The sequence below is a fragment of the Nitrospinota bacterium genome (genome assembly GCA_016208975.1).
In the GTDB taxonomy this organism is placed as follows: Bacteria; Nitrospinota_A; UBA7883; order UBA7883; family JACRLM01; genus JACQXA01.
This window is the reverse complement of sequence record JACQXA010000003.1, coordinates 77697-97663: the sequence shown is the minus strand read 5'-3', so window position 1 is coordinate 97663 and position 19967 is coordinate 77697. Positions and strand designations below refer to the sequence as shown.

Genomic DNA, 19967 nt, shown 5'->3' with positions numbered 1-19967 from the left:
CTTTCAGGAATCCGGAATTACTAAAAGATTGGCTGGATTCCTCTTCCCTCCGCCTTATCCCGCTGGAAGTGTGAACCTGAAAACGCTTCCGGCGCCGGGCGAGGATTCGGCGCTTATTTTTCCTCCAAGGTTTTCCACTATTTTCTTGCACACGGCCAGCCCAATGCCGGAACCGGAGAACTCCGCTCTGGAATGGTTGCGGGCGAACATGCCGAATATTTTTTCCTGAAACTGGGGCTCGAAACCAATCCCGTTGTCTTTCACGGAAAATTCCCAGAACGCGCCCTCGGGAACCGCGGAGACGCTTATGCGTGGCGTTTGACATTTCGGCTGGAACTTTATGGCGTTTGCAAGAAGATTCTGGAAAACGCCGGTAAGCTGGCTTTCTACAGCAATAACGGCAGGCATAGCTGATTTCTCGATCACGGCTCCCGATTCCTGAATAGCCGCCGCCAGCGCCAGGATCGCGTCATCAACGCAAATGCCGGCATTCACCGTTTCCGGGCTGTTTTCACTTACTGTTACGCGGGAGTAGGCGAGGAGCCCTTCAATGAACGAGGACATCCTCCTTGCCCCATCCACGGCGTGATTGATATAAATGTTAGCGTCCTGCCCCAGATTTCCGCTGTATTCCTTTCTCAGCAGTTGCAGGAAACTTATGACTGTGCGTAACGGCTCCTGAAGATCATGAGACGCTACAAAGGCGAACTTCTCCAGCTCCTCATTGGATCTTGCCAATTCCCCAGCCAAAAGGCTGACCCTCTCTTCGGCTTTCTTCCGTTCAGTGACATCCATTCCCATGGTCAGCGCGGCGCGCCTTCCATCGGCCAGGCGGGGCAACTGGGCGCTGTGCATTAGCCAAATAAGTGTTTCTCCTTTTGCTGTGGTTATACGGCGCTCACCTTCCTCCCGGATTCCGGAAAGGCTGTAACTCTCGTCCAGTTCGCGTTTCATGGCGCTACCCGAATCGCCGAAGGCTTTTTGCGCCCAAAGGCCAGTTGTGCGGATTTCGGCTCGGGAATAGCCGGTTAACCCGGTCCACGAATTGCTTATGAGTAGAATCTCGCCCCCCTCCGCGTGCATCATGGCTGGATGTGGAGAGTTTATGATAGCTTCCCGGAACCTGGTTTCACTGTTGCGGAGGTATTCGTTGGCGTTGACAAGCTCCTTTGTGCGCTCACGCACCATGTCTTCCATTCGCGCATACGCCCTGCGCAACCTCCATCCGCCAAAGGCCAGGGAAGCGAAAACCGCCGCCACCAACAGGGCACCCATGGCATAAAACAGGCGCGGATCCACTCCATGAGGTTGCAGGCCAATCCATTTTACCCATATCTCATCTCGCTGGCTCTGGGGTATTGTGGCGATGGCCTTGTTAAGAATCCCCACAAGCTCCGGCATATCATTGCGGACACCTATGCGCACACGGTTAACAAACCCGGCCTCGGCCGCCACTTTCAGTTTGGTGATGCCGAATGTTGTAATGGCGTGGCTGGCGGACGCAAAGTCTCCAACATACGCGTCCGCCTCACCCAAGGCGACGGCTTCCATGGCGTTAGATGTGGTTTCCACTGGTAGGAGATTGATTTCCGGATGTTCCCTTTTCAGCCATTCATGGGCAACGAAATTCCTGGCTACCGCCACCACCTTACCGGACAGGCTCGATATTCCTTTGACGTGTGGGTAATCCGATCTTGTGATGATCACATATGGAAGGTCGATAAGCCCGTCGGAGAAATTCATGTATGTGTCCCGCTCCGGGGTCTGGCCGAGAATCATTACCACATCCAGTTCTTTTTTCCGGATTCTTCTTAGCGCCTCTCCCCAGGGTATTCCGTAATCGGTAAGTTCAAGCTTCACGCCAAGCTTGTTTTCGATGAGCGCCTTGTACTCGCTGGCAATGCCGGAGAGTTTTCCGCTTGAATCAAGCATCATTATGGGATCCCAGGATGGCACGCCGCCGAGCCTTAAAACAGGGTGGGCGCGCAACCATTCCCTTTCAGCGGCTGTTAGCGGTTGGGGCATGGGCCTGGGCTGGGCGAGCGCATTGGCGCTGAACAGACAAAACCCCATGAACAGCGCAATGGCGAAACATGGCATTCTTCCAGCGAACATTTTCCGCCCTGAAAAACGGAGGAGATGGAGAACGCGTTTAATAAACCTGAACCTATTATACACCTTACATGTAACACAATAAGTTGAAATAGCGCGGGTTGTGTGAAAGAATAACTGGCTGGATTGCGTCATCAAGAGCGTTAACGGCTAGATGGCGGTTGGATTACAAATTTTCCGGGACATTAAGAGTATCCAGGTGGCGTTGATGATGAAAATAGGGGATTTATTATTAAAGCCATGACGAAGATAGAAACCCGATTAAAGGCTTCCATCGTACCCGCGGCCACAATGGCCATTGTGGCGGTTGCGCTTGTTTTCAACCCCGCGCAGGCCGCCAAGAAGAAAAAGGCGGAAACACCCCAAGCGGCGAAAAGCGCGGAGCCTGCCGCCTCCAACGGATCGCATGATGTCAACGGTGTGTTCTTCGAAGGATTACTCCTGGACGCCGACAATAAGGCAGGCAAGGGGATAATCAGCATCGGCGCTAAAAACGGTGTGAAAAAAGGGGACAGGTTCATCATCATCCGGAAGGGTGAGCCGATTATGGATCCCGGCACAAAGAAGGTTATTCGGATTAAGCAGACGATGATGGGCGAGTTGGAAGTAATCGCCGCCAACGAATCTTTCTCCGACGTGAAGATAACCAAAGGCTCTTCGGACGTGGCCAAGAATGACGTGATCCGGAGCAAGACCTCGGCTCCGGCAGGCGTAAAAGCCAAAGCGGTGAACTTCCGTAAAATAGAAGTCTCCTGGAACTACCAGCCGGAGCCGGAAACGAAAGGTTATCAAGTTTACCGGGCAGACTCCCCCTCCGGTGAGTTCAAACTTGCCGGTAAGGTTTCCAGCCAGGAAACTTTGCGTTATCTGGACGAGCATTCTTCCAGCATGCCAATGGAAGACTCGAAGTATTATCACTACAAAGTCACCGCCATCAACTCTCTGGACAGGGAGAGCGATAAATCAGCTGTGGTTTCTGTGGCTAGCATGGGCCCTCCATCACCACCCAGAGGATTTATCGGCGAGTCTGGAAAAGTGCGTTCAGCCCCGTTGAAATGGGAGCCTCACGATTTGGACGTGGCAGGTTACAAGATATACAAGGGAGATTCGCCCACCGGCAAGTTTGAGCTTATAAAAGACATAAAGGGTAAGGGGGAGAAGAGTTTTATAGATTATAATCCCGGCGGCTCCGCCTCAGAACCCAAGCTGGATGATTCCAGAACTTATTATTACGCCATATCAGCATATAGCCCTTTCAATGACGAAGGGCCAAAAAGCCAACCCTCCCTGGTAAGGACGGCCAACCCTCCGTCGATAACAAAAGATTTCGGAGCCAAAGGCTGGCAACCGCGCAAGGTGCCGCTTACCTGGAAAGCCCATAGCGATGAGAATGTCCGCGGCTACTATATTTACCGTTCCAGCGAGGAAAAGGGGCCCTATGCCCAGATAACGGAGATAAAGGGCCGCGAGAAGACCAGCTTTGTGGACATGGGCGATTCGTCCATATTCAGTGGCGGTGGCGCCATGGGGAAACTGAAGGATTTCACCCTCTATTTTTATAAGATAGAGGCGTATAACTGGGCCGGTTCCCGCTCTGGCATGAGCGAGGCTGTATCCGCCACCACCAAGCCCGCCCCCATGGCCCCCGAGAACCTTAAAGCCACCGGCAACCGGCCCAAACAGGTTCCCTTGGACTGGCGGAAGAACCCGGAGCCGGACATAAAGGAATACCGCGTTTACAGGGCCGATGATGAGAAGGGCGCGTTCAGGAAGATTATAGATATACCAGCGGACAGGAACTACCATCTCGACAGCGGGCTGGAAAACAGCAAGACATATCTCTACCGCATCCAGGCAGTGGATGTGTTTGGCCTTGAAGGGGAGACATCTGGTATTGTCAGTGGGACCACAAAAAGCCCTCCTGCTCCACCGGCCGGCCTTAAATCGTCCAGGGAAGGCGAAAAGGTTGTTCTCCGCTGGGAGAAAAACAGGGAAGTGGACGTGGTGGAATACATCGTCCACAAGCGCGGTTTCTTCGGCTGGCAGAAGGTGGGAAGCGCCAAAGACTCATTCTTTGTGGTTCCGGACATGAAGGCCGGATCCAAGGAGGATTTCGCCATATCTTGCGTGGACGCGGATAAGCTGGAAAGCGAGAAGTCCGGCGTGCTTACGGTGGACCTCCGGTAATAATCAGTTTACCGCGCGGCTGAACAGCGGTTAAAGCCTGCCTAAAAGAGCGTTGCTTTACGCCTCTCCTGTGGGTTAGGATTATTCCAAAGGATGGGAGAGCGGCCGTGAACTTGAAAAAAGCGCCCATACATATTCATCACATTGGTAGCCATTTTACCAATGGGCTTTTTCCGGTGGCCTCGGTTCTTCTTACCGCCTTCGTTTTAACGGGCGACAGGAGCTTTGAAACAGCGGCGTTCTATTGCGTTGTTTTCGGCCTCCTCGGGATTCCGCCCACATATTTATCTGGTGTGTATGACTGGAAAACCAGGTTCAAGGGCCGGCGCACCCGAATATTCGACCACAAGATCGGGTTTGGCCTGTTCTTCCTCACCATCTCCCTGGCCATGGTCGTGGCGAGGCTGATATGGCCGGAGATCATGCTGGAGGAGACGGCGGGGAAATGGGTTTATCTTGTTTCCCTTTATGCGGCCACCGCCGCGGCCACATACCTGGGCCATTTGGGCAGTAAATTCTTGAACTGAAGCTCACAAGCGAAAGAAATGCCGCAGGGAGATTGCTGGAATGTCTGACAAGAAACTTATTAATGAGCTCAAGGCCAAGATAGAAGCGCTGGTTATTGCCATACCCAAAGAACTTTCCGCCTATGAGTTTTACGTGGACCTGGCGGCCAAGTATGAGGACCAGGCTTCCAAGGAGATGTTCCTGTTCCTGGCCAAACAGGAACTTTCGCATAGAGATACGCTGGAGCGCCTGCTGGCGGACCTTCAGGCAAAGCTGGAGCAGGCGCTGACAGGCAGGAAAGCCTCTTAAGCTAAAAGGCAATGTTTCTTCTTGCGGGCCATGTGATGTGGATAGCCGGTGGGCGCCGGATGGATTCTGATTCGGGGCTAAAACCGCCACCGGTGGATTTATAACCATTTCCTGAGGAGTGGCTGATGGCTAAATACGTTTGTGACGTTTGCGGTTACATTTATGATCCCGAAGTGGGCGATCCGGAGAGCGGAATAGCCCCCGGCACTTCATTTGAGGATGTGCCGGATGACTGGGTTTGCCCGGATTGCGGAGTGACCAAAGCCCAGTTCAGCAGGGTGGAGGAATAAATCCGGCCAGCCGAAGTTTTAGCGCGATTTAAAAACGCCCTGGAAGGGATCCCGATAAGGGCTCTACCAGGGCGTTTTGCGTTAAAAGGTTATTTCCTGACAACCAATGGTATGGCTATGGTGTCGTTGGGTCTGAGGCTCTCTATTTTCGAGTTGTTGTTATAAAGCCTCACAAGCCACAGGGGCGGTTCGTTAGGTTCGGAAGAGACGATATCCCAAATCGTCTGTCCCCTGCCAACAGTTACGACCTTCTCCCCATCCACCCGGAAATCGCTGAAGAAATCCTCGATGATCCCCATGTGATATTCCATCCGCTTGCGCTCAAATTTATCCCGGGACACCTTGTTGAGAGGCACTTTCACCGAACCGCCGATGCGGAACGATTTGGCGGCGCTCCTGCCGTTGAGCCGCAGTATCTGCCTGCGGCTTACGTTGAGCCAGTCGGCGTAATGCCCCAGGGTCTCTTCGCTTTTTATCTTCACCAGACCTACGCCGGAATTTATCACCCTTACGGAGAAATCCTGGGGCCGCACTTTCAAGGTTTTGCCGTTTATCGTGAACGCCGCTCCATCCTGCGTGATGATGGGTTCCATATAGTTTTTGGCGAAACTTTTTTGGTCCGGCTCGATGGATGCCAGATCATCGGAAGCATTCCTCGACGCGACAGGAGCCGGAACCACCGGAGAAAGGGAGGCCACTTGTGTCCCCATGTCGCTGGTTGAGTCTTCAACCTCGCCGCCGTCCAGGATCAGTTTTTGCCCTGGGTGGATGCGGGCTTTTTTGGAAAGGCCGTTTAGCGAGGATATCTGCGCCACGGTCAAACCGTATTTCTTGCTGATGGCGAAAAGTGTCTCGCCACGTTTAACGTAATGGAAATCGGGGGACTCCTGCTCCTGCGCTTCATCCGCCACGGCGGCTTTTACCGCGGCCCCTTCGAGCGGAGAGGAAGGGAGCGCAACCTGTTTAATATCATTCACCACGGCCTGCTTCACCGTTACTGGCGCTGGTAGCCGATTATCCAGCGACGCCACCTCGATGGTTTCATACAAGGTCTCAGGCACCCTGAGCTTCATTCCCCTCCGAACCTTTAGCGACCGTAAACGGTTGGCTTTTTTCAAAGCGGCCACCGTGGTTCCATAGGTTGCGGCGATGGAGCGCAACGTTTCGCCTTTTCTGGCAATGTGAGTTATATATTCAACCCTTTTGGACGATGGTTTGTTCATGAGCCGGGCGGAGGCAAGGGACGGCGCGGGCCTGCGTTCATCCGAGGCCATCGCCACGTTGGTCCTGATAAGCGTATCCATGTTAGTGGTGACAGGCGCCCGGAGACGGTATCCCGCGGGAATGGGTCGCTTGCCGGTCCAGACTACCGGCCTCAAAGAAAGGTTGTGCTCTTTAAGGGTCTCCACCGGGATTTTCAGCGCCGCCGCCACAGTTGAGGGGGCGACGCTTTTCGTAAGCACCACCTCGCGGAACCTGTATTCCGGTTCGAACTCCACCGCTTCGAAGTATTTTTTATAGTCCCGCGAAACTTCCATAGCCGCCATGAACTCGGAGTAAAAGTTTTTTGAGGCGAACCCGAAAGACTTGCTTTTATAGTTATTGATGATCTCCGCCATGTCGTCGCCATGAAGCCGCTTGGCGTTTTTCATTCCGTTGAGCCCATGGTTATAGGCGGTGATGGCCAGCGGCCAGGACTGGAGCTCGTTATAGTTGATGCGCAACAGCCGCGCCGCCGCCTCGGTTGCGGCTATGGGATCCCGCCGTTCATCCACGGTGTAATCAACCCGCATGAATAGCCGCCCGGTGTACCTCATGAACTGCCAGATACCCGCCGCGCCAACGCTGGAATATGCTTTGTAGTTGAACGATGATTCCACGTGGGGCAGGGCGGACAACTCTTCGGGAAGGCCATAGGCGCGGAACACTTCACGGATATAGTTGATGTATTTTCCCGACCGCTCCAGCCCTTTCTTGAACCGGTCCGCCTGGCCAAGCTGTAGCCGAACGCCCTCAGCCGCATCGGAGAATTTCCTGTTACCAGGGATGTGGCCGAACTTGGCGGCTATGGCCTCCTCTTCGGACGTAATCGCGTTGCCCTTGTTGCCGGCCAGTCTGTTTAGGATGGATACGATGCGGCGCTTGCGCTCTATAACGTACCGCTTGGGATGGGCGTCCAGATCCACCACTTCATAAATTATGTTCAGGTCGTCATTGTCGTGGATGACCACCTGGCGGGTGGTGTATATGGAGTATATCTTCTTCCAGAAATCCACCCTGGAGCGCAAAGCGGGCGGTACCGCGAATTGAGGGCTAATTTCCCGAGGGCCTTCTTTATCACTGACGACGCTATCAGGATTGATAGAGGCGGTCCCATCCAGGCCTTCCAGCTTTATCTCTGTTTCAGGGTCGCGGGAAGCCTCGGACAGCGCCGGGCAAACCGCCACCAGTGAAAATATCAGCAATATTAAGGCATGCCACATCTGTTTTTGCCCCATGATGAATGTGGAATTTATTCTAATTGAGTGTAAGTTGATATAAATTACCTGATTATCAACCCTTTCTCAACAATAATCGCGCTGTTTTATAATCGCCGGGCGATGTAACGAAACAAGCGCCCGGCCTGGAAATTTATCGTTTCGTGGGCGAGGATTCCATTCCAACCCTCAATGCGCCAACGGCGAAAAATCCGGTGACCGTGGTGATGTAGTCCGGCAGGGATTTAGTGATAAATTCCGTGCCGGTAATGCCCCCTTCCAGAAATGGCGTAACATCGCCGGTAAGGAACGCCGCCGTGGCCGCCAATATGCCCGCCGCAGAGGCTATGTAGGTTTTATACCCGGCCATCGCGCCGCGAAGCTCGAAAAGAAACCTGATAACGCCTAAAATCTGTGTCATTTTTCCTCCTTCTTACGAGTGTTTGAAAATATCGCCGGGAATCGCCACCAAAACCGCGCAACCCAGATGGTTAAGGGGCGTGGCTCCTTTTTGCCATCGGCTCCGGCTTCTTGTTCGGGTTTCACGTCAGCTGTCCCTGGACATCACAAGCCGCGCCGAGCGGCCATTCTGATCCCATGCCTCTATGACGTAAGAGCCCAAAAGGTCCGGAGCGAATGACCAGGAAGAGCCGTAAATACGTTCTGAATCCAGTGTGGCCCCATCCGGTTTTGTCACGGTGATCTGGTACACGATCTCCGGCAAATTCATGGAGTCCATGATGAATACCGTCCATTGCGACGGCGCGATTATTTCCCCGGTGGCGCTATCCACCACAGCCGGGGTTACCGCCACTTCCAGCGATAGTGACGATGAAGATTCCGTCTGGCCGGTTTGGGAGGATGTTACGTTCCCGCTCTGGCTTGTGGATGTGGTGTTGGTGGTGTTGAAGTTGCCGCAAGCCGTGAACGACAGGGCAGTAGCCAAAATCAATACGATCCTCATTTCACCTGCCTCCTTCCGCAAGGGTGGCCAAGCCCAGAAGGATGGCGCCCACAAAAAGCGCAACCACAAAAAGCGCAACCCGGGCCGTGTTCGCAATAACCTCACTCATTTTCCGAGACCTCCGGAAAAGCTGGCGCGGTATTAATGAACTTGCGGGCCAACGCCCCAGCCTCTTCCGGGTCGCTCATGCCGTGGGCTTCCACCACCGTCATTATCTTTACGGAGCGGGAGCCGGATACGCCTGCATGGAGTGACGCGCCTCCACAACCAGCAAGCGAAATGATCGGGGCGGCGGCCAGCCCGAAAAGCGCCAGCGCCCCCAGGGCCGCGGGCCGTTTGTCATGCGGGAAAAAACTCATCTGTATCCTCCTTTAAAAAAAGTTCGCGTTCCGCCAAACGCCGTTTTACGAGACCGGGCAGGGGTTTTCCCCGGGCCTTCACCCATCGTTTGAACTCTTCGGCGGCCAGGGCGTAATCGAGGGCGTTCAAGCGCCGGAGAAGGGCGGACTTCCTGAAGCTTTGAACCCCAACGTTGTAAACGAACGACACCAGCGCGGAAAACCGGTTTGCGGTGAGTTGTACTTTCACCAGCTCAGACACGGCTTTTTCGAACGCCGCCAGGTCCAGCCTTAACAGCCGCTCGGCCTGATCCTGCGAAAGGGGCGCGTTAAATCCCTCGGGCAACGGGCCTGTATGCCCGAAACCGATGGTAGGTTTGCCAGCTGGACAAAGATACCAATCGGCTCTAAAACCTTCGCTATCCATGATCAGCGCCAAACCCTCGCTGTTTGTTTTCATCCCTCTCACAGGTTCAGCGCGGCCCCCATTGTGTATATGGTCATGCCGCCGGAGCCCGCGTCCCGTTTGTAATAGAACTGGCCCGCGTCGTTGAGGGGAAGCTCCTGATATGCGCGGTTGATGCCATAGGCATAGGCCGAGGCGTTGGAGCCGTCCAGCGAGAATGAAAAGTTATTGGTTCCGCCGTCCAGCGTGAACCTCGCCGCCACCGACATTGGAGGCAAAGTGGGGGTAACGGTGGTGAATGTGGTGGCGGTACCGGCGCTCAAGTCGGTCACCGGGGTGTTGTAGTAATAGTTGTTTCCGCCCTGCCTGAACCCAAGGAAGTTGGACGAGGCGTTGTTGCGCGCGGCCCCCAACAGGCGTTTGTAGGTATAACCGGAGGGCATTGATGGCGTGGAGCCTGAAATGGAGAAAAGCCCGGCCACGGCGGTTCCGTTGGAAATGGCCCACAGGTAATACCACGCGCTGGCTGACTCGGCGCCCGTGTCCAGCCCATTGGCTCCGGTAACGGTGATGTCCACGGTGAGGCTGACAGCCCGCATTTTCACTTCCGCGCCGGCGGAGTCTTCGAGGGTGATGGCGTCGGCGGTGATGTCCACCTTGCTGTTCGGCGCGGTGGCGTTGTTCTTTATTACAAGCCTTGCGAAGGCGCCAAAACCCGATGATGAACCGCCTCCGCCGCCGGAAACGGTGGCCGGTTCGTAGCGGGAGTTGGCTGAGACGTACTTTAAAACCTGCCCGTCGGACGGCGCTGTGGAGACCACGGACACGCCCTGAATCTTGTCCGCGTTCCACTGGGCTGTGGCGTTTCCAACCTGCGAAGCGGTGACGCTGTGCGGATTTGCGGTTTCGGTGATGTGAGATTGTATGTTGGCATTGGCGGGCTCGTAAGTCCCGGTGTGATTGTGGCTCAACACGGAATATGAAGCGTCATGATTGTGCGTTGAGGCGGCGAAGGCCGAGGCGTCCTGCCCGTCCAGCTTGTCGGCGTTCAATCCCGTTACAAGTTGCCCCTGGGCGTTGGCGCCTAACGCAAAAGGCGCCTGCGCCGTAGCCGGGGCAAAAGTGTGCGCCGCGGTGATGCTGGCGGAAACGGATTCCCCCACAAGTTTTGTGGGGCCGTCTGGAAACGTGAAATCCCGGTTGGCTGTTAATCCCGTGGTGAGCAGACGGGCGCTGTTACCGGTGTAATTGATTTCGAACGAGGCGGCGGAGGTTCCCAAATCGGTGTTCTGGTTGTGCAGGCGCGAGTCGTTACCCTGACAAACGGTGTTGGCGGTGGCGCCGTAAACAGGGGAGATGACCGCGTCCACGTTATTGCCGGTGTTGGATACGCCGTTGGCGCCGGTGACGGTGTTGGTCTGCCCGCCGGAGCCGCCGGATGGGTTTTGCGGATTAAAAAAGATGGCCGATGACGAGAGGGCGAACCCCAGCTTCGTGGTGGTTTGGGCGGTGGTGACGGTTCCCGAGGCGGAGAGATAAACGTGTTTGTCCGCCGGGCCGAAATTCCAGCCGTTGTCCTGCACGCGCCCGGCCAGGGTGAGCCTGGCCGGGCTGTTCGAAGAGACGGTTTCGTTCACCACACCAAGCGGATCGCCCATCGTCACGGCGCCGGAAGCGGCAAGATACGCCTTCTTGGCGCCGGATCCGTCATCTTTTATAACGGCCACCTGGCCCGCCGGGAGATTTTCGGCGGCGGTTATCTGGTAGATGAGCGACGGCGCGTCCAGCGTGTCGAAATTCTGGTTGAGCCACGCGTCCCAATTGTCGGTGGAGCCTTGAAGGATTTTGGCCAGGGCGCGGTTTGGGGTGTAGCCTGAAATTGGCATCGGTCAGTTCTCCTGAATCTGGCCAAGGCCGAAAGGGGCCTGGCCGAATGTGGTTTGTCCATAGCCTCTACGGGCCTTGAGGTACCGCCGAAGGTTTAGTGTAATGGTGGAAAAATCGCCCTCGGCGAGGTTTCCCGGGTCTATCTCCACCGAGACCACACGCATTTTAGTGTTCGAAAGCGAATCCATGGACGCGCTGATGGTGGCGATATCGTTGGGCTCCAAAGCCAGCGCGGGCCCCAGAGGGAAGGTTAGTTTGTAATAGTCCGCCACGTCGCAATACTCGTTGAGAATTTCCAGCGCGTATTCTTCGGCGGTTTGGGTAGAGGCTGTGGCGGGCATTACGGTTTCCAGCCGTTTGACCCCATAAACATCCACGGAACCCTGGTCGCGGAAAGTGGAGGTGATAACGGCTCCGGAAGTGTCCGTATAGGTGACGGCCACTTCGTTTATCACCGACTGCGGGGCGGAACGCAAGCGGCTGATCATTGGGGCGCCGTCATCACCGGCCAGTAATCCGGCTTCGTTTATTACCGCCAGCCCGCCGGTTGCGGGCGGGAGATTAAAATTGCTGGTGATGGCGGATTTTTCAACCAGGTCCCACTTGCCGGAGCTGTTGTTGAACGATAGCTCGCGGTTGGAGCTTAATGCCACGGAACAGGCGAAAGTGAACGCGTCCTGCTGGGAGTCCACCCGGTATTGGAGCGCGGGCAGGGAGGGGTCCGTAAAACCCGAACCGATGGAGCCGGAAGGCAGAATGCGTTGGATGATGTCTCCGGCGGTAACGGCGCTGTCGCCCATGATGGCGGTCACCTTGGGAGATTCCAGGGCGGACTCCACCCCATCGAACAGCGCCTCCAACTCCACCGAGAGCAGAATGAAACTGTTGGTAAGCGGCCATTGGGTTCCGGAGAACCAGAGCCGCACCCGGTCGTCGAACCCATGTGCGCCATCAATGGCGCTTATGGCGTCGGCGGTGACATCGCGGGAAAGCTCGAGGATGTCCCAATATCGCGGGTCGGGGCTGGTTTGGGTGTACGGATAGCCGTTGTTGTTGGGCCAAATCTCGAACTGGGCGCCTTTTTGATCTTTGTTGAGCCACCAGCCGGAGGATGCGATGCCCGCGCCGTCATTTAACTCCGAGGCGGCGAAAGAGTAGCTTTGCCCGAAAATCTCCAGGTTGAACGAGCCGGTGGAAACCTCCAGCCCCGTGTAACGCATTACGAACCGGACGGAGGCCAGGCGGGCGCCTATATATGGATAGCGGATGGAGTTTATAAGCCCCAGGGTTGTGGAAGCGGGCGCGCCGCCGCCGGAGGCAGGCACGGCGAAATCGCCGAGGATGCACGGGTTGGTGTCGGCGTTGTATCCATAGGGATATTGCGCGGTGAGCTGTTGGGGGCGTAAAAACTGGTCGCCGGTGGTGAAGACCGGATCCACCGCCGTCCACTTTAGAAGGATGGATTTTGGGTTGCCTATCTTGCCCAGCGCCCCGGCCCGGGCCAGCTTGAGCCATGCGATGCCGAACGGATTGTCTATGACGTAATCGGCGGCCGCAAGCTCTTCCCCGTTGACGAAAATGGATTTTATGAACGGCCCCGGCTTGCCGGGGTTGTGGCCGTCGCTGGCATTGCCGGTATCCGAAGGGCCGTGATGGAACTGGTACGGGACGCCAGTAGGAGGCTCGGCGCTGGAGTATGGGCCATAGCCTGTTTCGTCTGAACGCCTCCACAAACCCTGGGCGCTGGGGATGAATAAAGGCTCCGCTCCCAGAAGGGGCGTGGGTATGAAGTAATTGGCGGGGCCGGAACCGCCGATGTCGTAACGCCATAGGGAGCCGGAAATCTTGTAGGGAGGGGCGATGACGGATACGCGCCAGTCGCCCAGATAAATGTCGCACGGGGCGGGGAATGGGATAGCATCCGCGCCGGACGCGCCGAAATTCACCAATATGTAATTGACTCCGGTGGCCGGGTCGAAAAGCGCATCGGGGCCCGCCAGTGTGCCCGCCCGTTTGGGCTGTAAGAGGGCCACGCCATCGCTAACGGCGTTATCGCCGAAGACCTGCGGTTTCCATTGCCCAACGAGGTTTTCCGGCAGGCCTTCCCACTGGTTTGCGCTGTATTTGCCGGTGAGAAGGTCGCCCAGCTTTGTTTCCTGCGGGTCTGCTCCGGAGTGGCCGGCCACGATGTCCAGCGGGCATATGAAGGGCGTTATCTCCCCGGCCAGTTCCGGAGCGCCGGTGATAATGGTGAGCAGGTCGTTCTGGCTGGAACCGGATGGCTCCATCAAACCGGCTCCGTCCAGCCATAGATAGATGGTGGCGGTGGACGCGGCCAGGTCGTATTTTCTGAAATACCAGCTTATGTTGGGCTCGCCGGGGCCGAGAGCCTCGCGGAAGTTTACAAGCTCCACGGTGATGTCCGACACGCTGACGCCGCCCAGGTTGGGGTCGAAATACCTGTCTATGCCGCCCCACTGTTTCACCAGCGGAAGCCAGTTTGCGCCCCAGAGGGTTACAGGCCTGTCGGCGAGATAGAACACGCGGCCCGGTGCGGCGCCCTCTTTCATCGCAAGCTTCAACAGCCATGCCGGTTTTATGACGCCGGAGGACAGGGCGGCCAACATCGTGTTAGATAATGTTTTCACGTCAATCTCCGATAGGATTCAGCCGGTGATAAGCAACTCTATGGGGCCGAGGGTCCATCTGCCCGGCCCTGTGGGGAAAGAGTCCACCGACACGGAGGCCAAACGCGCCTGATGGACGGATCCGTCATGGTTGCGGTACTCAAACAGCGCGCCACCTGCGGTTGCCAGGAACCCGGAGCCGGAGGGCGACATAAAAGAGTCCCGCTCGGCGGTGGTGAGGAATTTGTAGGTCAGCTGAATCCGCCGCTCGGTGACGGGTGAGGTCTGCCGGAAAAACGAACCTCCGGCGGAACGCCCTTCCGCCTCGAACCTTATGAAGGTGAACCCGGCGCCCTCGATGGCCGGCCAGCGGGATGGGGCGAAGGTGGCCGTGGCCGAGGCGAAGGAGGGGTAGGCCATTTCCGGTTTTACAGCCATGGCTATAATCCCTCCACGCCGCCAGAGAACATGCTTTTACGGCCAGACCGGATGAGGTAACGGTTAATCTCCGGGGCGATTTTCGACCGGGCGTAACGCCTTTGATCGGCGGCTGGCTTCCCATGGGCGGCTGATTGCGGTTTCGACAAAGGTTTAACCGCGCCGGTGGCGGGCGCCGCCCCGCCTTTAAGGAACCGCGTTACCGTTCCGGCTCCGGTTTTGATGTAATTCATAGTGATAAAACTCCAGCGGTTAATTGTTGATGCCCGGGTCAGTAGGCGGACAGGTCTTCCTGATAAGAGAGGCTGTATTCGGCGCCGTAAACGGTGACGGAACGGGACGACTCCACCACGGTTTCCCGCTCCAGGACCAGCGGCGTAATCTCCAGCCCCAACGTCTGGTTTAACAGCAAGCGCTTGGAGGTTTCCAACAGCGTGTAAACCTCGCGCCGCCGGGCGGGCTCCGATTTCAAGTTCATGGAGGCGTGGAGGACTGCGAACCGCACGGTACGCTCGAAACACGGCTCGTCATCGGGCAGATATGTGGCCCCGGTGAAGGTGACCAGCGCGGCGGGCAGAAGTACTATTGTCTGGTCGCGCCCGGTCAGAGCTTCTTCGAACTGCCCTTCGTAGGAGCCCAGAGTCCTCAATGGGCCGCCGTTGGCCACGCTCATGGGGGCCAGGGCTGTCAGGACGGCGTCTTCTATCTCGCTTATGGTGTAGTTCATGGATCACCTCTGGTAACGGTCACATCCCTTTAAGAGAGTCGCGGGAGAAAACCCGGCCCGGCGCGGAGAAAGTGAGGGCGGAGGCCACCGAATCGGCGGGTGGCGGATTTTCCGGCGCCCCGTCAAGGGTTGCGTTACCCTCGGCCACCCCTTTCAATACCGTCATGGCGCGGTCGTATGCTTGCGACCATGCGGGCGACTCCACCGAGCGGAACCGGTGCAGGCTGACGATAGCGATTGTGGCCGAAAGGTCCGCCACCAGCGCGGGAACCGGGCTCATGGGGGTCTTGTAATGCTTGGCCACGAACGAGTCTATGAGCGCGTCGGCGTCGCGGATGGCCCGTTCCACCTTCGCGGCGTCCACGGTTCCGGTTCCGGCGGTGTCTGTAAGCTCGATGAGCGTCCGTTCGTCCAGCTTCTTTGTTATGTCGTCTATCACGCAGTAAGACATTTATTCACCATTCCTTTTTTTGTGGCGGGCCGCCTCGCCGAAACGAAACGGCCCGCCATGGGAGAGGAGGGGAGAGGGCGGAAACACCCCGGCCAGCGGGAGGGGTGGTCATGCCGCGCTTGACGCGGCATCAGGCTCTGTCCTGATGCCGGCTCGCGCTGTCGCTTGGCCGGGATGACAATAAGGCGCACGGCATGATTATCGCCGCCAGCCCTTTCACAAAGCCCCGCCGGTGGAGCCGAAAATGAGCTGGGGCAGGCCATAACCTGCGGCGCCGCGATAGTCCACGCCGTAGATGTACTCCTTGCGCATGAACACGTTCTCGTCGTCGGGGTTGTCCAGGGAGACGAACTGCGCCTCTTTCCTCATCTGGAGGATGAAAGGTTTCACCGGTTTTTTCAGACACGCCAGGAACCAGTGCGTGGGCGTGGCGGAAAGCTCCGGCGCCACTATCACGTCGGCGGAGTTCTTCCACACGTTGGAGACGGCCCCGGTGGCAAGGTCGGCCCGGAGGATGTCCAGCGCCTCTTTTTCCAGCTGGGGCGGCACGATGATGTGCGACGGCATAACGCGCATGGGCCTGCCGTCTTCGTTGACGAGGCTCATCATGCCCTGCCGCGCGGCCTCGTAAGAGGCGGCGGAGAGCGGGTCCACACCCTTGTTGCTCCAAGGGGAGAGGGCGCCGTTGGGATGGGCGGTGTCGAAGAAATTCATGCCGTCGAAACATGGGGTGGTGAACCCGGCGGACAACATGCTGAAGATAAGCTCGTCGGGGTGCTGTTTGGCGTTCTCGCCCAGCTGGGAGAAGAGCGGGGCGTACACGCCGATGTTGTCGTCTTCCACGTCGTTGCGGCTGACGGCCACGGTGGCCTCGAAATCCCGGTTCTTTATCACGAACCCGTTCATGGCCAGGTCTTTGACGGCCCGCTCGCCGATCCACTCTTTCAAGCCGGGGAAGGCGCCAAGCCAGCGGTACTCCTCCTGTTTGGTTTTCGAGTCCACCCGCATGGCCAGGTCATTGGAGTGGGTGATGGCGGCCTCGTAGGCTTTTGAGAAAACGGTTTTGAAACCCCGCATGGTGTCGGACAGGGTTTGCCGGTTTATGACCGGGCCAAGGATGACCGGCCACATGGCCGAATGGGCGGAGCTTTCGCCATCGCCAGAGACGTAAGCGGCCACTGCGGCCAGAAGAAAAAGAAGAGCCATGGTTATGTGAGGCATTTTCGACAACCTTCCTTTAATGGGTTATTACGGTTAACGGTCCTTCTAGAACCTGCAGGCGGAGAGTATGTCCACGAACACCGACGCCGAGGAGACCACCTCCACGATCTTTCCGCAACGGATGTGGCGGAGCTGGATGGTGTCGGCCTGGTCGGAGCCTGGCAAAGAAGCTGAAGTGACCAGCGCCAATATCTGCGAGCCGTCGGCGGCTGTGAGTACGAATTCGCCGCCCGCGCCCACGTTAACGGCGGTTCCGCCGCCATAGGCGAGAGTGGTTCCCGTGGCGGTGTATGAAAGCTGGCGGGAACCGCCCCGGCTCATGGGTATCCGTTTAAGCGATACGCCGGTGACGTTCACCGGCTGGGCCACGACGCCCCGGCCCACGGTGTTGTCGTCCACCACGTAGGCGTCGGCGTTGATGTCGGCCATGCTCATGCCGGAGGCGTTGAACTCGAACACGCCCGACCGCCGCCCTTCCACGCTGGCGTCGCCGTTGGCTCCGGTGAGGTTGTCGCCGCGGTAGTCGGCCTTGCCCGCGAAAGTCTGGGCGGAATTGTCGGCGGCGGGCACGGCGTAGCCCGAGGCGTTCAGGTTCACCAGCGACCCGGAGTACACAGCCGTTGCCGCGGCCACGGGGTAGGCGAAGAGCGCTCCGTCCTTGCGGATGGATTTTCTGTCGGATGTAAGGTTGGCCACTTTATTGATCTCCTTTTCTTGCAGGGCGCTTCACGAAGCGCCCCTACGGTTTTATGCGGGCGCTTCACGAAACGGCCCCACGGTTTTATGCGGGCGCTTCACGAAACGGTCCTACGGTGAATTACAGGTTTCCGTATTTAGCGAAATCGGACTCGGAGATGTTGAGCAGGGCGCAAACGTTGGCCTCGCTCTCCGATACCGGTTTTTTCCCGGAGGAACAGGTGGTGATGTAGCCCCCCAACGGCGCCGGGGGGCCGCTGTTGGCCAGGAACACTTTCAAAGCCTCGGGGTTTTTTCTGGCGAGGTTATTGGCCCACCCGGCCAGGGCGGGGCGCAGTTTGCCCGCCGATACCGCATCGTTTACCAGTTGGGTGGTCTGCGACTCGACATCCCGGGCGGCCTCTTTTGCCATCTCTTCGATGCGGGCCAGAATCTCTTCCTCAGTGGCGTCCGGCGTGAGGCCCAGCAGGGCCACCTTGTCGCCCAGGGCGGTCTTTAACGGCTCCGCCTGCGCGGACGGTTTTTCCAGTAGCGCCTTTACCGCCTCCAGCGCGGCGCTGTCTGGCGCGTCGGGGCCCAGCCCCAGAATTTCCCTTATGGATCGGTTTAAATCACTGGTCATCATGGTCTCCTTGTTGATTGGGTATTCGTTAACCAAAGGGGGCATTGCGTGGATGTTGGGGTTGTTGGTCAATCCCAGGTTGAGAATGCCGTTTATACTTTTACCGTCGGTGATGAACACCGGCGACAGGAAGCGGTACTCTTTCGACTCAATGGCGTTCAACGCCCCGGCGGTCCATTCGATGACCGCCTCCACGCCATCTTCGGCAAGACGGGCTGTGGCGGTTTTTACCCATCCGGCGGCGGGGGCGCGGCCACATTCTTTCAGCGATTCGTGCATGTAATCCACCACCACGTCGCGGCCCCAGGACTGAAACTGTTTTAAAATCCGCTCCGCCGTTTGACGGTCCACCACTTGTTCGCCCAATGGATGGGGGAAAACCCCCAGCGGCGCTATAAGGGTGTAACCGTCTTTTGCGTCCAAAACCGTTCCGTTCATTTCAATTGCCTCCTTTGGGAGAGAGGGGCGAGTCCATATCCCCGATGAGCGGCACGCCGGTTATCTCCGCCGCCACCCGGGCGGGAACCTGGGCGCCCAGTTCTATGAGGGTTTTCAACTGCGCCAGTTTTTCCTCCGACTCCCCGGCGCGGGTGAGGCGGGTGACGACGCGCGGATATCTGGCGCGAGGGCCGAAATTTACGTCCACCAGGGGGCGGACGAAATCGTGGGTGAGGGTTTCGTCCAGCGCTTTGCAGTCGAAGGCCAGGATGTCCTGCCGCACAAGGTCGTGCACCTTGCCCAGGGCGTAGGCCCCGCCGGAGCCACCGGAAACCTCGGTGGTCAATGTTTGCCCCAGCACGCGCTTGGATTTAAGCCGGTTGAAGAACTCCACCGCGTCCATATACAGGGCGCTGTTTCCGGAGACGGCGGACTGGATGAACTCTATGGTGGTGTCGTCGGAGATGACCGCGGCCGCGTCGGAGCCCAGATTGGCCACGGCGTCTTTGAGCGTGGAGCGGGCCTGTTCATCGGCGGTGGGGCGGTATTTGCCCAGCCGCAGGGGGATGCCGTATATGTCCATGAACGACAGCCAGTCTTTCACGGTATAGTTGGTGAACAGGTAATACCAGGCGATGCCGCGATAGAGCCCGGATTTCAAAACGTCCCCCGGCCCGTGGGCGGTTTTGTGGAAGATGAACTTGTCGCGGGGCAGTTTTATACCCGCGCGGTTATGGGGATCCAGGTAATTCGGGAAATCCAGCAGGCGCGCTGGGTCTTCATAATCCACGAAGGTGAACAGCTTTTGAGGCCGGGGGGCTATCTCGGTGACAACGGCCTGACCCCCGGACACGTCCCAGATCATTTCCGCCATGGAAAACCCGTGGCTGAAGGCCGACATCAGTGACGCCAGCAGAGACTGTTTGCGGGGCAGGTTTTCGAAAACCTCCCGCACGAAGGCGGCTATCTTTTCATCTCCGGCGGAGGAAGAAGCGGGGGCCACGTCACGGTCCTTGGAGATAACGGCGAGGGCGCGGGTTTGGGATACGGCGCCCAAGTGCAGGTCTTTCTCGCCCATTTCATCGAACAGGGCCATGGCCTCGGCCACATCACCCGCGTCCAGCCCGTTCAACACCGCCGTGAGGGAGCCGGGCGTAAGGGCGCGGGGGGCGAGCCCGGCGTAGAAGGTGAGAGGCCGGGTGGGGATTATCTCCCCTTTTCGCGGGACAGGCTTTCGTGTCATCGCGGCTTTCTCCATTGTTGCTTTCAT

General features: G+C 57.5%; 20 protein-coding genes. 4 read left to right on the top strand and 16 right to left on the bottom strand.

Going from position 1 to position 19967, the window contains the following annotated elements:
- Positions 1–54 precede the first annotated feature (54 nt).
- On the bottom strand, positions 55–2115 hold the full coding sequence (locus HY751_03090) for a transporter substrate-binding domain-containing protein (GenBank protein ID MBI4665379.1): 2061 nt from the start codon (positions 2113–2115) through the stop codon (positions 55–57).
- 237 nt (positions 2116–2352) lie between these two features.
- Here HY751_03090 and HY751_03085 point away from each other — a divergent pair, with 237 nt between their 5' ends.
- The 4 genes from HY751_03085 to HY751_03070 all read left to right on the top strand — a co-directional run bounded on the left by HY751_03085 (position 2353) and on the right by HY751_03070 (position 5405).
- Complete coding sequence (locus HY751_03085) at positions 2353–4299, top strand: fibronectin type III domain-containing protein (protein MBI4665378.1); 1947 nt, start codon at positions 2353–2355, stop codon at positions 4297–4299.
- 176 nt (positions 4300–4475) lie between these two features.
- Positions 4476–4826, top strand: a complete 351-nt coding sequence (locus tag HY751_03080) for a hypothetical protein (protein MBI4665377.1) — start codon at positions 4476–4478, stop codon at positions 4824–4826.
- A 40-nt stretch (positions 4827–4866) separates the two neighbouring features.
- Complete coding sequence (locus HY751_03075) at positions 4867–5115, top strand: hypothetical protein (protein ID MBI4665376.1); 249 nt, start codon at positions 4867–4869, stop codon at positions 5113–5115.
- 125 nt (positions 5116–5240) lie between these two features.
- On the top strand, positions 5241–5405 hold the full coding sequence (locus HY751_03070; GenBank protein ID MBI4665375.1) for a rubredoxin: 165 nt from the start codon (positions 5241–5243) through the stop codon (positions 5403–5405).
- 89 nt (positions 5406–5494) lie between these two features.
- On the opposite strand, the gene HY751_03065 is transcribed toward HY751_03070, so the two are convergent.
- From HY751_03065 to HY751_02995, 15 genes are all read right to left on the bottom strand, one after another.
- Positions 5495–7888: a LysM peptidoglycan-binding domain-containing protein gene (locus HY751_03065; protein MBI4665374.1), complete on the bottom strand. Its 2394-nt coding sequence runs from the start codon at positions 7886–7888 to the stop codon at positions 5495–5497.
- Positions 7889–8036: 148 nt separating this feature from the next.
- Positions 8037–8303, bottom strand: a complete 267-nt coding sequence (locus tag HY751_03060) for a hypothetical protein (GenBank protein MBI4665373.1) — start codon at positions 8301–8303, stop codon at positions 8037–8039.
- Positions 8304–8429: 126 nt separating this feature from the next.
- Positions 8430–8846, bottom strand: a complete 417-nt coding sequence (locus tag HY751_03055) for a hypothetical protein (GenBank protein MBI4665372.1) — start codon at positions 8844–8846, stop codon at positions 8430–8432.
- A gap of 101 nt (positions 8847–8947) precedes the next feature.
- Positions 8948–9205, bottom strand: a complete 258-nt coding sequence (locus HY751_03050; protein ID MBI4665371.1) for a hypothetical protein — start codon at positions 9203–9205, stop codon at positions 8948–8950.
- Entirely contained in the window at positions 9186–9644 is a 459-nt protein-coding gene (locus HY751_03045; protein ID MBI4665370.1) for a lysozyme, read from the bottom strand. Before HY751_03045 ends, HY751_03050 begins: the two co-directional genes overlap by 20 nt.
- 5 nt (positions 9645–9649) lie before the next feature.
- Positions 9650–11476: a hypothetical protein gene (locus HY751_03040; GenBank protein MBI4665369.1), complete on the bottom strand. Its 1827-nt coding sequence runs from the start codon at positions 11474–11476 to the stop codon at positions 9650–9652.
- A 3-nt stretch (positions 11477–11479) separates the two neighbouring features.
- Entirely contained in the window at positions 11480–14125 is a 2646-nt protein-coding gene (locus HY751_03035) for a hypothetical protein (GenBank protein MBI4665368.1), read from the bottom strand.
- Between the two features lie 18 nt (positions 14126–14143).
- Positions 14144–14542: a hypothetical protein gene (locus HY751_03030; GenBank protein ID MBI4665367.1), complete on the bottom strand. Its 399-nt coding sequence runs from the start codon at positions 14540–14542 to the stop codon at positions 14144–14146.
- A gap of 2 nt (positions 14543–14544) precedes the next feature.
- On the bottom strand, positions 14545–14775 hold the full coding sequence (locus HY751_03025; GenBank protein MBI4665366.1) for a hypothetical protein: 231 nt from the start codon (positions 14773–14775) through the stop codon (positions 14545–14547).
- Positions 14776–14813: 38 nt separating this feature from the next.
- A complete protein-coding gene (locus HY751_03020; protein MBI4665365.1) occupies positions 14814–15269 on the bottom strand; it encodes a DUF1834 family protein in 456 nt (151 codons plus the stop codon).
- 19 nt (positions 15270–15288) lie between these two features.
- Complete coding sequence (locus tag HY751_03015; protein MBI4665364.1) at positions 15289–15720, bottom strand: DUF1320 domain-containing protein; 432 nt, start codon at positions 15718–15720, stop codon at positions 15289–15291.
- A 216-nt stretch (positions 15721–15936) separates the two neighbouring features.
- A complete protein-coding gene (locus HY751_03010; GenBank protein MBI4665363.1) occupies positions 15937–16941 on the bottom strand; it encodes a Mu-like prophage major head subunit gpT family protein in 1005 nt (334 codons plus the stop codon).
- A 45-nt stretch (positions 16942–16986) separates the two neighbouring features.
- The gene (locus HY751_03005; protein MBI4665362.1) at positions 16987–17637 is read right to left on the bottom strand and encodes a hypothetical protein; all 651 of its coding nucleotides are present in this window, start codon (positions 17635–17637) and stop codon (positions 16987–16989) included.
- Positions 17638–17758: 121 nt separating this feature from the next.
- A complete protein-coding gene (locus tag HY751_03000; protein ID MBI4665361.1) occupies positions 17759–18697 on the bottom strand; it encodes a hypothetical protein in 939 nt (312 codons plus the stop codon).
- 1 nt (position 18698) lies between these two features.
- Positions 18699–19967: a DUF935 family protein gene (locus HY751_02995; GenBank protein MBI4665360.1), complete on the bottom strand. Its 1269-nt coding sequence runs from the start codon at positions 19965–19967 to the stop codon at positions 18699–18701.